This is a genomic window from Candidatus Seribacter sulfatis (genome assembly GCF_964187635.1).
Lineage (GTDB): Bacteria > Verrucomicrobiota > Verrucomicrobiia > Opitutales > Seribacteraceae > Seribacter > Seribacter sulfatis.
Map to the genome: position 1 here is coordinate 21,338 of NZ_CAXLMO010000001.1, position 14,151 is coordinate 35,488.

At 38.3% G+C, this 14,151-nt stretch carries 11 protein-coding genes; 3 read left to right on the forward strand and 8 right to left on the reverse strand.

Annotated features, from left to right (window positions below; all coding sequences use genetic code 11):
• Positions 1–17: 17 nt before the first annotated feature.
• Positions 18–2,303: a GAF domain-containing protein gene (locus ACKPQ5_RS00100; protein WP_407677047.1), complete on the reverse strand. Its 2,286-nt coding sequence runs from the start codon at positions 2,301–2,303 to the stop codon at positions 18–20.
• Positions 2,293–4,671, reverse strand: a complete 2,379-nt coding sequence (locus ACKPQ5_RS00105; RefSeq protein WP_407677048.1) for a hypothetical protein — start codon at positions 4,669–4,671, stop codon at positions 2,293–2,295. Before ACKPQ5_RS00105 ends, ACKPQ5_RS00100 begins: the two co-directional genes overlap by 11 nt.
• A 129-nt stretch (positions 4,672–4,800) precedes the next feature.
• Between ACKPQ5_RS00105 and ACKPQ5_RS00110 the strand changes: the two genes are divergently transcribed.
• The 3 genes from ACKPQ5_RS00110 (at position 4,801) to ACKPQ5_RS00120 (ending at position 9,363) form a co-directional block, all read left to right on the forward strand.
• The gene (locus ACKPQ5_RS00110) at positions 4,801–5,988 is read left to right on the forward strand and encodes a hypothetical protein (RefSeq protein ID WP_407677049.1); all 1,188 of its coding nucleotides are present in this window, start codon (positions 4,801–4,803) and stop codon (positions 5,986–5,988) included.
• Between the two features lie 92 nt (positions 5,989–6,080).
• On the forward strand, positions 6,081–8,249 hold the full coding sequence (locus ACKPQ5_RS00115; RefSeq protein ID WP_407677050.1) for a DUF1538 domain-containing protein: 2,169 nt from the start codon (positions 6,081–6,083) through the stop codon (positions 8,247–8,249).
• A gap of 1 nt (position 8,250) precedes the next feature.
• Positions 8,251–9,363, forward strand: coding sequence for a hypothetical protein (locus ACKPQ5_RS00120; protein WP_407677051.1), 1,113 nt, complete (start codon positions 8,251–8,253; stop codon positions 9,361–9,363).
• On the opposite strand, the gene ACKPQ5_RS00125 is transcribed toward ACKPQ5_RS00120, so the two are convergent.
• From ACKPQ5_RS00125 to ACKPQ5_RS00150, 6 genes are read right to left on the reverse strand one after another with little or no spacing between them, the layout of a single operon-like run.
• Positions 9,364–10,251, reverse strand: coding sequence for a 50S ribosomal protein L11 methyltransferase (locus tag ACKPQ5_RS00125; RefSeq protein ID WP_407677052.1), 888 nt, complete (start codon positions 10,249–10,251; stop codon positions 9,364–9,366). It abuts the gene before it with no gap.
• Positions 10,248–10,838 carry a phosphoribosylglycinamide formyltransferase gene (gene purN, locus ACKPQ5_RS00130; RefSeq protein WP_407677053.1) on the reverse strand — a complete coding sequence of 197 codons (591 nt, stop codon included), beginning with the start codon at positions 10,836–10,838 and terminating at the stop codon, positions 10,248–10,250. The genes ACKPQ5_RS00125 and purN overlap by 4 nt, the downstream gene beginning before the upstream one ends.
• 9 nt (positions 10,839–10,847) lie before the next feature.
• Complete coding sequence (locus ACKPQ5_RS00135) at positions 10,848–11,348, reverse strand: adenylyltransferase/cytidyltransferase family protein (RefSeq protein WP_407677054.1); 501 nt, start codon at positions 11,346–11,348, stop codon at positions 10,848–10,850.
• Positions 11,349–11,356: 8 nt separating this feature from the next.
• Complete coding sequence (gene dnaJ, locus ACKPQ5_RS00140; RefSeq protein WP_407677055.1) at positions 11,357–12,505, reverse strand: molecular chaperone DnaJ; 1,149 nt, start codon at positions 12,503–12,505, stop codon at positions 11,357–11,359.
• Between the two features lie 10 nt (positions 12,506–12,515).
• Positions 12,516–13,109 (reverse strand): nucleotide exchange factor GrpE, encoded by a 594-nt coding sequence (locus tag ACKPQ5_RS00145; protein ID WP_407677056.1) that lies wholly within the window; start codon positions 13,107–13,109, stop codon positions 12,516–12,518.
• 52 nt (positions 13,110–13,161) lie between these two features.
• Positions 13,162–14,148: a type I phosphomannose isomerase catalytic subunit gene (locus ACKPQ5_RS00150; protein WP_407677057.1), complete on the reverse strand. Its 987-nt coding sequence runs from the start codon at positions 14,146–14,148 to the stop codon at positions 13,162–13,164.
• Positions 14,149–14,151: the final 3 nt, after the last annotated feature.

Here is a 14,151-nt window from a genome sequence, read left to right on the forward strand (position 1 = left end):
AGCTGTGGGTTCCAATACTATTTACTGGTCATTACCCATACTCCGTCCCAATCCCCCTTAGGTGGATTTTTTTTCATATGATCGCATCGGTCCAAATATAATTGGGCTGCCTTATCTTGCGGATTAATTTTTTGAACATTCTTAAATAATTTAATTGCTTGATCCCATTTCCCTTCGTTCCATGATCGGTATCCGTCATTAAAAATACCGAGTGCGTCGACCAAGTTTGGGTAGGAGTTTTCATTATGAAAATCAAGCACCTCATAGATTCCAACTGGTTCTGTTTTACCTTTTACAATAACATAGTCTACCGGGCGGGTCCGATATGTTGCCTTCACTGCTTTATGGGTATATTCGCTAATTAAGATATGTGCACCATATTGCTTACAGGCACTTTCAATTCTGGCAGCGAGGTTCACCCCATCTCCAATAACAGTGTAGTCCATTCTTTTAGGCGACCCAATATTACCCGAAACTATGGAGTCGGTGTTTATCCCCATCCCATGATCTATGGGCATTTTGCCCTCTGATGCCCGCTTATCATTAAAGACATTTAAATCTGTCATCATTCGAATAGCAGCTCGAACTGCTCGATCTGGGTCATCATCGTGGGCAACAGGCGTCCCAAAGATACACATCATCGCATCTCCAATGAATTTATCCAACATCCCTCCCTCGTCTGTGATGCAGTCCACCATGATTGTGAAGTAATCATTGAGTAGCTTTACCGTACCCTGTGCTCCGAGTTCCTCTGTAATTGTAGTAAAACTTCTCACATCAGAAAATAGTACTGTTCCAACGCTTTGTTTACCCCCCATTATATCATCTCCATCCCCAGCTGCCATAAGCTGATCAGCTAATTCTGGATCCATATACCTCGACATAGTAGACTTCATTCTTTTTTCGGAACTAATGTCTTCGATCATTAACATTGTGCCTAAGTTCTCATTTTTTTGTCCGAGTAGTGGCATTAAGGAAATATTTACCGATAGTTTTTCTCCTTCGATAGATAATTCTGCATCCAAAAACTCTTCCTGTTCTTCCACTAATTCTAATTTTTTAAGCAACCAATCATTAGGACCCTCAAAAAATTCCTTTACTGGTTTTTCTAATATTTCTGATAAAATGGGGACTTTCAGAATTCGTAAACCGGCACTGTTACAAGTTTTGATTACTCCATGTTCATCTAAAGTTAACACCGCATCGTGCATACTTGAAAGGATACTCTCCGAGTAATTTTTTTGATTTTGGACATCATCGAAAAGCTTTGCATTCTCAATTCCCATCGATATCTGCGAAGTAAAAGCACCTAGTCGTTTTTCATCTTCAGAATTAAATGCCCCTCCTCTTTTATTGAGAACCTGGCTGACTCCAATCGTTTTACCCTCTTTATTGAGGACGGGCATGCAGAGGATAGACCGTGTGAAAAAGCCTGTCTGTTTGTCAAAACTTGGATTAAAGCGTAAGTCCGCGTATGCGTGGGGAATATTAACTGGCTTTGCGGATGTAAAAACAGTACCAGCAATACCTAAATGATTGGGGAATTTAATAACAGACTTTTCATCAAGACCTTCTCCCACTTCAGTATATAATTCATTTGTTTTCTCATCGTTAATAAACAAAGTTGCTCTTTCGCAATCGAGCATCGTTGAAATAGTGGTGATGATTTTTTGGAGTAGGGGGGTGAGCTCCAATTCAGAGGAAACCTGAGATACTACATCTAGAAATTCCAATTCCTGCTTTCGAGCTGCTTCGATTTGCTCAACTATAATGTTTCCTTGAATTGCAATTGCAGCCTGTTCGGTCATCGCCTCAAGCAGGTCGAGGTCATCCTGTTCAAATTCTCCGTCAATTTTATTTAAAATCTGGGAAACACCAATTTCTTCCCCTGAAACAGTTCGGAGTGGAGCACAAAGAATACTTTTGGTTCGAAACCCTGTTCTTACATCAACCGCTTTGTTAAATCGGTCATCTTTATAAGCATCATGTATGATTGCACCTTTATTTTGTGTAAAAACCCATCCAGCGACGCCTTTTGTATTGAGAATTCTGATCTCTCTGCGAAAACTGCCTTGCGCAATTCTTGAATACAGTTCCCCAGTGGCAGCATCATTTAAAAAAATTGTACCTCTCTCTGCACCAATCGTCGAAGTGGTTATTTTGACAAGCGTTTCGAGAGCTTCGTCCAAGCTTTTTGTTTTGGCCAGGTCAGTGGTGACCTGCAGAAGCATGTCAGAAAATCTGGCTGTCCTTTTTGACTTTGGATGTGATTTTTTCTCTGTATTTTGATCTTTATCTTGCATTGGTATCCTCTAATTCAGCCCGTAGTTCAATGATTGTTGCCTGCAGATCTTTAAACTCCATTGTTTTGATTTGGTTTTTTTTCTGCAAACTTTGTTCATGTAAATTCTTTTTTAAATCAATCTCATCTCTCAATGCATTTACCATGCTTTTAAAATGATTGATTTCTCGTTGTTGTGTCGAGACAGCTTTTTGTATGGCATCTTCTTTACTTATTTCTAATTTTTCTATTTCGTATCTTAGTGAAGTTACATTTTCTCTCAATTGTTTAATTTCACTTGCTGCTAATGCGATACTTCTTTGCTTTTTATCTTCTTTCCTTTGCCTGAATTCGTCCATTTGGGTTCGTAAAGATAAGATAGATAACTTTAGAATCTCATTTTCTTTGTAAGTAGAAAAAACTGCTTTCTGTAAAGATTCTTCTTTTTCTATGCCCTTGAGATCTAATTCTTCTCTTAGTTGCGAAATATTAAGTTTCAAAAGTTTAATTTCACTTTCCCTGGAAGCAACTGCCTGCTGTATTGCATCCTGTTTGTCGAAAGTCAGTTTATCAATTTTGTCTCTGCCTAGTGAAACGCTTTCTCTTAGCGTCTTTAATTCAATGGAAAATGTAGCTTCTACTTTTTGAACAATTTCGATTTCGTTGTGTTGTGCGTTTTCAAGTTCAAACCTTAAGTTTTTAATTGTATTTCTAAGGGAACTGATTTCAGTTTCGGATCTTGACAGGTTTCTCTGAATTTTATCCTCCGTGCGAGATTTTGATAATTCTAGTTGGTCGCGTAAGTTTTGTAAGGAATTCTTTAATTGGTTAATCTCGTTAAGAGAACTTGAGTAGGCATTCTGTACATTTTCTTCTTCTTTAATTTGTGCCCTATCTAGTTCATCACGCAAAGAAGAACTTAATTCCTTGAGGGAGCGAATGTCGTTTTCTTTTGTAGCAATGGCTCGTTGTACTTCTGCTGCTGTATCTAACTGTGCTTTCTCCAGTTGATTTCTTAGAGTGACTAAAGAACCCTTTAATTGATTAATTTCTTTGTTAGACAGTGAGACTGCTTCTTGGACTGATTGTTCCTTTTCAATAGTGCTCTTTTCTAGTTCCTCTCTTAGTTCTGAAACGGTGCTTTGAAGTGTCCTTGTTAAAATATTTGCCTCCGCAGTAGCTTTCTGAACTTTATCCTCCTCCCTTGCTTTAGAATTTTCTAAATTATTACGAACCATTGATAAAGAATTTTTTAATTGTTGAATTTCGCTCTGTGCAGTGGAAACAGCAAGTTGCACAGATTCGTCTTTTTCAATTATTACTCTTTCTAGTTCTACTCTAATTTCCGAAATCGTTCTTTTTAATGAGCTTATCTCTTTTTGGGCAGTGGCACTTGCTTTTTGAATTCGATCCTCTTCTCTTGCTTTTGAAAGCTCTAGGTTGTCACGGGATAAAGAAAGAGATGCCTTTAGCTGTCGAATTTCATCCTGTCCAAGTGCTACCGCTTTTTGAACATTGATTGCTTCTTTAGAAAGTGTATTTTCCAGTTCTACCCGTAGGTGTTGGATTGTTGATTTGAGTGAATTGATTTCTCTGGAATTGGAACTGTTTATTTTTTGAACTTTTTCATCTTGTTCGTTTTGGTGTCTTTCCAATTTTTCTCTGGCTAACAAGAGTGTTGCTTTTAGTGAAGCGACTTCAGAAATATTAGTTGAATTAATTTTTTGTATTGCATCAAGTTTACGGTTTTCTGCTCCCTCCACCTCCATGCGCAAGGCCTTAATTGTTTTCTTCAGGTCATTGATCTCATTGAGTGAAGAAGAGCGAGTTTTTTGGAGCTTTTCTTCATTATCTGATTGGATGGACTCGATTTTTTCTCGCAGTGACTGTGACGATTTTTGCAATTGTTGAATTTCTTGCTGAGCGCTCCGTTTGGCTTTTTGTTCAATATCACTTTTTTCTGCCTCTGATTGGTCTAATGCATGACGAATTTCCAAAAGGCTTTTCTTTAGTCCTAAGTTTAATTGATTTTCCTGACCAATTGCTTTTTGTATAGTTTCTTCTGATTTTGAACGGGTAATTTCAAGTTCTAACCTTAAGTTTTTAATTACTTCTTTTAGCTGGTTTTCATTTTGAATGTTGGATGATCGAATCGATTGTTTTTCATCCTCTGCTACGCCAGCAATTTTTTCATTTTCATCTCTTTGCTTTTCGATAATCTGCTTTAAATCTTTGATTTCTTTTGAAAACTCTAAAGTATTGGATTGTAATACGGAAAGTTGTTCATCAGATGCCCTTTCTAACTCAGTTCTAAGATTTAAAATCGTTTGTTTAAGAAAACGATTTTCCTGAGTGAGTAATCCAGCCTCTTCTTGAGATAATTGAGACATAATGGACTTTTAGCACATAGATTAGAGGACAAATTTGCAAACAATAAGATTTAAGAAATTAATTTTGCTTGCAAAGATATCATCAAAGATTTTGCTTAATTTTTCTAATCTTATCCATTACCCTGATAAATGAAACATTTATACATTGCCAATTCGGTGCTATTAATTTTGACCGTTGCATCATGTTCGGAACATGACGATGGCCAAGCACATCCCTCTGATACAACTACACCTGAGGCGGGCGAAATCAAGGATTTCGAGGAGGGGGTTAGTATAGACCGTTCAAGACTCGATGAATTAGATTTCGAAAGTCTGTTGAGTCAGGATAGTAATGTAGTCGCAATCGATGTTGCAGGTGCTTCTGATTTCACTACTGATAAGGATCATTCAGAAGTGAAAAGCGAGCCCATTCCAATAGGTGCTAAAATGACCAAAGAATTAGAGGCAGAAACTGCTTTGAAAAACTTGGAGGTACATTCAATCCAGCGACAAAAATCAATCGAAGATTTAAGAAAGATTAATAACAACAAGGACCAAACTATAGCTGCTCTTTCGCAGTTAAACGATGAGTTAATTTCTGAAATTAAAAGGATTAAAGGGGATCTCTATCGGGATAGTAATACCGATGATCTCAGTAAAGGTCCTAGCACTCAATTAGATTCGTTAAAGTCAGAGGTAAAGAAACTTAAAAATAATTTAGCATTAAAATCAGAAGAATTAAAAAGTTTAAGATACCGAAATGACTCTCTTGAGGGAAGAATTAGCGACTTAGAATTATCACCCACCACTAATAAATCTGAATTACTTCCCACATTTTCTTCAATTAATTCCTACCCCTCGAGAAATATTAATCCGATTAGTCAAAAAAGAACCGGTCAATGTAAGTTGCGATTTGAGGCAGTTGTCACCGCATTAAATGGGAAAAGTAAAGAAGCTTTCTATACGGAATTTTTTATCTTACCGATCAGTTTAGAAAATATTATGAGGAAAGGGGGGATTGAATTAGCAAACTACTCCGGTATCGATACTTACGCTGAGCTTTGGGCACGTTCCAGAAAAAATGCATTCCTATTTCCTGATGTACATAAAAAAATCAGGTCATTATTGCTAAATTTTGAAGATAGAGGAGAGGGTAAAAGAGTACGTACTGATGTGGATGGATCGGCTATGCTAGATGGTCTGCCAGCAGGAAAATATTTTGTGATTGGCACTGCATCCTTAGGAAAGGTAGGAGTGACTTGGAGTGTCCCAGTCAGCTTGAATACTGGCAATAATAAGATCTCTCTTACTTTGGCAAATTGTTCTTGGAGTCTATAAACTGAATTATTTTTTAGGTTTGCCAAAAAGTGAACAAACCTATCTTTTAAAGTTTATTAAGTTTTCTAATTCTTAAAATACCACCTCATATTATGGCACCAGAACAATCATCTGACCAAAGTAAGTTGCAGTTAAGCATGCAACAAAAAATAAGTATTCTTTTATCTTTCGCGAAAGATAAAGTCATTGAACAGATTCAGTGCGTTTGGTTCATCATTATGTATCTGGTAGTCTTTCAAATACTGGTACTGGGTTTACCAATTGTGTACTCACTAATGATTGCCGTCGGTATTCTCATTGTGATTGTCGGATTAGCCTTTTTTATGGAGGGCTTAAGACTTGGCTTAATGCCATTAGGCGAGACACTAGGTTCTACTTTACCGAGGAAGAAAATACTCGGTATTCCTTGCTTGCCTGCTAGTTTGGCTTTCGGTTTTGTTTTGGGAGCTTTTGCAACTTTTGCCGAACCAGCGATTGGAGTACTTCGAGCAGCAGGATCTGGGGTTGACCCAACTGCTGCACCATTACTTTGGACAATACTTAACACAGGAGCAGCCATGCTCGTTAATTGTGTGGGTGTTGGTGTGGGTATTGCAGTATTACTTGGTGTTTTGAGGTTTTACAAAGGGTGGTCATTGAAGCCCTTTATTTATGTAGGGGTTGTTGTTTTATCGTGCATTACTCTCTACATGCAGTTTTCCGATGATAGGTTAAGGCATGTACTTGGACTTGCTTGGGATTGTGGAGCAGTTACAACAGGCCCTGTTACAGTACCCCTTGTTTTGGCTCTTGGGATTGGTGTTTGCCGTATCGTTTCAACTGGAGGCTCAAGCAACACTGGTTTTGGCGTCGTTACACTCGCTTCCCTTTTCCCAATTTTGGCAGTGATGTGTTACGCTTTGTTTCTTTTCAACGGAGACAATTACTACATGGCTAAGCACTCAAAGGCTGATTGGCATATCAATGCCGGCGAGTACGGTAAAAACTACCCAAAGGACCTTCAGCAATATGGGGATATTGTTGCTGCTGAAAGATTAGCCGCTTCAGGTGCCATTGATGAGACCGAATTATTTTGGTCTCTTTCAAGTGCGGAGAGGGAATCAGTTGATAAATATCTTCAAGAATTTCATAAATTACCAGAAGGCTATGCTTTAAAGACAAGAATAACGGAGGGTAAAATTGTACCCAACTCAATTGGGGGGGATAATGATGATTCCCGCGAGAATGTTGAGGTTCAGGGAGCCAAGACTTATGTGGTAAGAGAAGGATTTAAGGCACCGGACGGCGTTTGGGATGAGGATGCTGATATTGCGACTGCATTTACTAATAAATTTGATTTCTTCCCAAATACTTTTAAGCCCGAAGAAGATAAAAACGGAAACGGGATATTAGATGCAGGTGAAGATTTTTACAGTGTCAAGGAGAGTGGAGTGATAGATTACACTAAGAAAAACGGCGAGCTTGATGGCCCTGATCAAGATAGGGGAGCATTGGAAGGAGCTGTATGGGCAATTGTTCCATTGTGTTCGATTCTTTTACTTGTATTAATGGGTGGACTAAGGCAAAAACCTAAACATTTAGATGAGTTATTTATCGGTATCGCATGTGCTGTTATTGGTATGTGTTTATTCAATCTTGGTATCGCACTTGGATTAACACCCCTTGGAGAACAGTTGGGTGGAAATGTTGTATCTAGTTTTACCTCTATACAACCATGGCAAAGCGAAGGTTTTGTAGAACCTCTCTTCAAAACGTCGACTGCCGGAAAATGCTTAGCGATCCTTTTCGGTTTTATTCTAGGGTATGGTGCAACACTTGCAGAACCAGCACTTAATGCATTAGGTTCAACCGTAGAAAAAATAACCGTGGGAGCGTTTAAGAAGAATCTGCTGATGCAAGCAGTTGCAACAGGGGTTGCTCTTGGTATTGCCACTGGTGTTGCTAAGATTGCTTTTAATTTAGAACTTTGGTATTTATTAATACCGCCTTACGCATTTCTCCTCGTCCTTACATATTTCTCAAGTGAAGATTTTGTAAATTTTGGTTGGGATAGTGCAGGGGTAACTACAGGACCAATTACAGTTCCGCTTGTACTCGCAATGGGATTAGGCATCGGTGCTAAAACAGGTGCAATTGACGGATTTGGTGTTCTTTCATTAGCATCTGTTGGACCAATCATAACAGTTCTAACTGTAGGACTATTAGTGAAGAAAAAGCCGAGCGCATCTGAGAGTATTGAAAATTCAATGGAGACTGCATAATATGAGCGAACTTACAATTAGCAATAGTGTGTCTTTATTGACACTAATCTTACCAAAAGAATCCGTAGGGCATGTTGCCAAGGCAATCTCGGAAGCAGGTGCAAAAGGGATTGTTCAAATTAGTGCAAGAGGTTCCGTTTTAAACGAAGGCGGTTTTTTGCAGAAAATGTTCCCTCCCCCTGCACCTGAGCAGCAGTTGCTACAAGCTTTGGTTCCAAACTCAAAGATTGAGGAAATCTCAGACAAAGCAATTGAAGTTGGTAATCTTGATAAAGTAGGGGGTGGTGCAGTATTTACAATCTCATGTAATGATGCTCATTTTTCAAAGAATTTCCCTACGAATATAGGAGATTCTGAAAGTAACGACACCAATACTTCCTCCGGTAACTTGGAGGCAATTTGTTGTATTTGTGAAATAGGTGTTGCAGATGATATTGCAAAGGCGGCACTACAAAACGGTGCTCCTGGTCCTACTGTTACCTTTGGTGAAGGAGGAGGAGTTAGAGATAAAATTCCTATTTTACGAATTACAAAAGGTCCAGAAAAGGAATTCGTATGGTGCGTAGTCGACAAATCTGATTCAGACGCAATTTTTGCCGATATGGCTAGAGCAGGGCGAATTACAGAACCTGGTAGAGGCTTTATGTATTCGATTCCTGTTAGTTCTGGACTGATCAATGTCTCCAGTACGGTTTCATCTTCTGCACATGGAGCAAACATGGAACAAATTATCGCAGCACTCGATGACCTTAAGGGTGATAAAGATTGGAGGCAGTCGATTGATGCTCAAAAGGGTAAAACTCTTAAAACCACTTATTTAGAAAATTTAGTTGGTATTTATTGTATAATTCCGAGAGATAATTACTCAGAAGTGTATGATGCAGTTCTCGCTTCTGGTGCTCCTGGTGTGAGCACGAATTTTGGCGTGATGGTAGATTCTGATAGTGACCAACAACAAAATGAAGAATGGGCACTAGTTTATACTTCAGTTGGCCCAAATAGTGTTGATGGATTAAGAACTACTGTGGAAGAAAAGATTGAATCACTTGGCATCGACAGGTTCGCATTTTATACTTTACCAATACCGAGAGCTTTGACCTACCTGGGTGGTTGATTAATTTGCATTCAACATCTGTATCCTAATCAAGCTCCAATCGTTCATTTTTTTAATAACGGTTTTGGAGTCAACACCCAGTTTTTTCAGTGTTGCTTTAAAGTACTGATCCAACTCTGAGCATTCTTTACTGAGTATTCCGGATAATATCAGCACCCCATCGTTATTAACTAATGTAATCAAGGTTTCTGCATTTTTTTGTAGAATATCAGCTTGAATATTTGCGACTACAAAGTTGTATCTTTTATTTCCTGTTACTGTATCTAAATCGGCCGTTTTAAAATTAACCTTGTTGTTATCATTCATTTCCGCGTTTTCTTGTGAGACTTTAATTGCAAGCGGATCATTATCAATAGCAAGAATTTCTTCAAAACCTAGAATACTGGCTGTTAATGCAAGTATACCGGACCCGCATCCGATATCCAAAAAATTATGTTTCAAATGATTTGGAATTTTCTCGTTTAATTCTACAATCTCTTCCAGGCACAATTTTGTAGTCTCATGATTCCCTGTACCAAAGGCCATACCTGGATCAAGGAATAACCTAAAGTTATCCTTCGGTATAATATAACTTTTTTTACACCAAATCGGGACCCAATGGAATGTACCAATAGACCATGGATGAAAATGTTTTTTATAGGAGTTGACCCAGTCTTCTTGATCGAGTTCAGAAATCAATAATTCAGGTATCTCTATTATTTCTAATGTATAAAATAATTCTTTTAAGGATTCTTCCGCATCCAAGGAAGTATCGAAATAACCTTCTAGAAATGAAGTGCTCTTCGAATGGCGGAAATGCAAAACCCAATTGTGTGGCGTAATTTCGTATAGTGCATCCTCTAATTGTTCTACTAAATTTTCCTCAATTGGTAAATGAACTTTGATCATTCTATAAAAGGAATCACCCCAATAGCTAGATCACGTATAACCCATGGCAGTAACATATGCTCCGCTGCGTTTACCTTTTGCTTCACAAGTTCGAGTACATCTCCATTCATTATTCGTACCGGTGCCTGTGCGATTATTTCACCGCCATCAATTTCTTCGTTTACCCAGTGGACTGTACACCCGGTAATTTTAACCTTCTTATTAAATGCCCTCTCGATAGAATTTAATCCTGGAAAACTTGGTAATAAACTTGGGTGGAGGTTAATGATTTTATTTTTGAATTCTGATAAAAATTTCGGTTTTAAAATCCTCATAAATCCTGCGAGCACAATTAAATCAGGATTTAATTCTTGGATTGAATGGATCCATTTATCTTCCTCTGTCACGCTAATTATAGTTTTTTGATTTCCAGGATCCAGGTAATTGGAGGAAAAATTAAAACTTTTTGCATGTTCTAAAATCATTGCTTCTCTTACGTCAGAGAAGACACCTACAATCTCAGCTTCTCCTAACTGTTGCTCTATTGCAGCTTTCATAATTGCAACTGCATTTGTACCCTCACCTGATCCTAAAATAACAATTCTCATTTAAATCGATTAATCAAAATTTGAAACTATATTATTTATTAGAGACGATGTACTTCTTCCAGGCAAGAAAGATACGAATTCAATTTTTGATTTCACTTCCTTTAAAGCTTCGTGCTCGGCGGTATTAATTTTCGATTCATCATAATCTCCTGCCTTTGCATAGATATCCGGTTTAAGAAGAAGAATCTCATCAACCAGTCTTGTAGAATCAAAAATAGTTACACCCGCAACACATTGAAGACTAGTTAGTAAATAGGCACGATCAATTTCGTTTACAATTGGCCGTTTTGGTCCCTTCAGGTTTTTTATGCTAGAGTCAGAATTAATCGCTACCCATAGGTAATCTCCTAGCTTACTTGCTTCTATTAATGAAAAAACATGACCACTATGTAAGAGGTCAAAGCATCCGTTTGTTAACACAAAAGTTTTCTTTTCTTTCTTTGCCTTATTCCTAAAGCTCACGGCATCTTGTAATGATACCGCCGAATTTTTAATCAGGTTTTTATCCAAAATACAAATTAATCAAATAATCTTTTCGCTTTTTCTAAAAATCCCTCATCTGCTTGAAGATCTTCTTCGCCGGACGCTTTCGCAAAATCAACCAATTTTTCTCTCTGTAATTTAGTTAACTTTTGCGGTACATGAATGATTATTCTAGCATAAAGATCTCCTTTTCGTGAAGGTGATCTTAGATTTGGCATTCCTTTATCTTTAATTCTAAAAGTTTTATTTGCCTGCGTTCCGCCAGGGATTTTAAGAGATACCTTCCCTTCGAGTGTAGGAACTTGGGCAACACCACCCAATGTAGCTAGAGTAAAAGGTATTAATAGATCATGAAATAGATCGTCGTCATCTCGGTCAAATTTTGGATGTTCTTTGATCCTTACATCAACATAAAGGTCACCGGCAGGTCCTCCCATCGAGCCTGCATCTCCTCTTCCTCTCGAGCAAAGTCGATTTCCGTCACTTACTCCGGGTGGTATATTTACCTTCACTTTATCTGGAGATTTTATTCTTCCATCTCCTCTGCATGCCTGGCAGGGGTTTTCAATGGTGACTCCACTTCCGCGACAGGCTGGGCATGTTCTTCTAATGCTTATGAATCCTTGATTGGATGCAACCTGCCCAATCCCTCCACAAGTTGAACACATAGATTTCCCTGATCCGCTCGTGGCTCCTGATCCTGTGCATTCCTTACATGTCGCATGGTGTTGATACTTAATTTCTTTTTCGACACCTTTTGCGGCCTGTTCGAGCGAGATATCAACGCTTACCCTTAAATCTGAACCCCTCGTGCCTTCATTGGCACTAGCGGAGTTGCCACCTCCAAAAAAATCTTCAAATATACTACCAAAACCGCTGTTACCACCACCCGATCCACCTCCAAATGCATCTCGAAAAAGGTCAAATGGATCTACCCCTTGTCCACCACTAGGACCCCCCCGGAATGCATCATGCCCATACTGATCGTACTTTCTTCTTTTATCTGGATCTTTTAAAATTTCGAAAGCAGCAGAAATTTCCTTAAATTTTTCTTCTGACTCTGAGTCCCCGGGGTTTTTATCTGGATGAAACTTAATTGCTAGTTTTCGATATGCTTTTTTAATATCGGCTTCCGTTGAGTTTCGTTCTACGCCGAGAACTTGGTAGTAGTCTTTATCTGACATAAATAAAATTTTAGTTTTCTTCTTTTATTTTTTTTGAAAGAACGACGCTTGCCGGTCTTAAGAGTTTTTCACCTAATTTATATCCGTTTCGAATGGTTTTTATCACAATACCATCTTCCATATCTTCTGATTCTTCATAACTTATTGCTTCATGAAATTTAGCATCAAAGGCCTGGTCCGTTGGCTCTATAATACTCAGCCCGTATTCGCTGAGAATACTTTCTAATTGGTTCGTTGCCATAGCAAAGCCTTCGACATAGCTTTTGGCCTCGTCATGTTTTGATGCTTCAGAAAGACCCATTTTAAAAGAGTCAATTATGGGCAACAAGTCGCCTATAAGTTGAGTGCGTGTTCTTTGTACAGCATCCTCTCGCTCTCTAATTGCTCTTTTTTTAATATTTTCTAAGTCAGCATGAACTCGAAGGTATTTGTTTTGAAGGTCATCCTGTTTGCCGTAAGCTTCTGTCAGTTTAGTTTCTAACCTATCCTGTGATTCTTCATCAGCTTTAGCTGCCGTGCTCTCGTCTGAATGACCGGAGTTATCATCACTGACTTTGTCACTAGTACCATTATCATCTATGTTGTTTTCTTGAGGGTCTTCCATAATTCAAAGTATAATATTAAACCAATCAAAAAATCTTGATTGGGACTTGGGGTCAATTGGAAACAAGCCCGCCTAAGTTATATTCATTTACAAATTGGTCCGTTACTAAGAAAACTGAATCGCTTAAGAGGGTTACATTGCATTCCGATGAAAAAGGGGATAGGACTTGCTCCCCTTTTTTTATTAAATCGGTACCGATCTGAATAGAACCTGAGATTAGGTGAATAATGGAGCAATCTATGTCTGCAACTTTAAGATTTATCATTGTTCCTTTTTCTAAACTGTATTTTTTAATCCTGAAAAATTTGCAGTCGGCCAAGGTTAGAATTCCTTCAGAATTCTGAGTATTGAGTAGAGTAGGATTTATATCATTAAAATTTATACTCTTTAAAGATTCTTCGATATGAAGTGTTCGAGATCTGTTATTCTGGTCAATTCTTCCCCAATCATAGACCCTGTATGTGGTATCTGAGTTTTGTTGAATTTCAAGTATTAAGTTCCCTCCGTCAATTGCATGAATTCGACCACTTTCGACGAGAACGGAGTCGCCTTCTTTAGATTCTATTCTGTGGCATAGGTTTTCCGCATCTTTATTTGCAAGTGCTTTTTTGAAATATTCCTTGTTTGTAGTTTCTTTAAACCCGATAAACAAACCAGCATCTCCCGTAGCATTTGCCACATACCAATTTTCAGTTTTTGGTTCACCATGAAGTGCAGATGCAATACTCTCGGGTGGATGAACTTGTAAGCTGAGTCTTTCATGGCAATCAAGCCATTTTACTAAAATCGGGAACCTTGCCTCTTTTTGCCAAATAGGCCCCATAATTGTATCGCAGTTGTTTGCGATAATCTCCCTTAGTGGCATCCCTTCGTACAAATCGTTTAATGCGATTGATTGTGCTTCATTGCGATCTACAATATCCCATGACTCACCCACTTTATCGGAGTCTAGTTTTATTTCTCTTTTAAAGAAAGTACTAAGCGAGGTTCCCCCCCACGGTCTTTCTTTATAAATAGGTTCAAACTTGATAATAGTCATAGA

Coding starts and splice junctions, on each gene's coding strand:
- purN (WP_407677053.1), bottom strand. CDS start 10,838: ATGAGAATTGTTATTTTAGGATCAGGTGAGGGTACAAATGCAGTTGCA.
- ACKPQ5_RS00145 (WP_407677056.1), bottom strand. CDS start 13,109: ATGGAAGACCCTCAAGAAAACAACATAGATGATAATGGTACTAGTGAC.
- ACKPQ5_RS00150 (WP_407677057.1), bottom strand. CDS start 14,148: ATGACTATTATCAAGTTTGAACCTATTTATAAAGAAAGACCGTGGGGG.
- ACKPQ5_RS00125 (WP_407677052.1), bottom strand. CDS start 10,251: ATGATCAAAGTTCATTTACCAATTGAGGAAAATTTAGTAGAACAATTA.
- ACKPQ5_RS00115 (WP_407677050.1), top strand. CDS start 6,081: ATGGCACCAGAACAATCATCTGACCAAAGTAAGTTGCAGTTAAGCATG.
- ACKPQ5_RS00105 (WP_407677048.1), bottom strand. CDS start 4,671: ATGTCTCAATTATCTCAAGAAGAGGCTGGATTACTCACTCAGGAAAAT.
- ACKPQ5_RS00110 (WP_407677049.1), top strand. CDS start 4,801: ATGAAACATTTATACATTGCCAATTCGGTGCTATTAATTTTGACCGTT.
- ACKPQ5_RS00100 (WP_407677047.1), bottom strand. CDS start 2,303: ATGCAAGATAAAGATCAAAATACAGAGAAAAAATCACATCCAAAGTCA.
- dnaJ (WP_407677055.1), bottom strand. CDS start 12,505: ATGTCAGATAAAGACTACTACCAAGTTCTCGGCGTAGAACGAAACTCA.
- ACKPQ5_RS00120 (WP_407677051.1), top strand. CDS start 8,251: ATGAGCGAACTTACAATTAGCAATAGTGTGTCTTTATTGACACTAATC.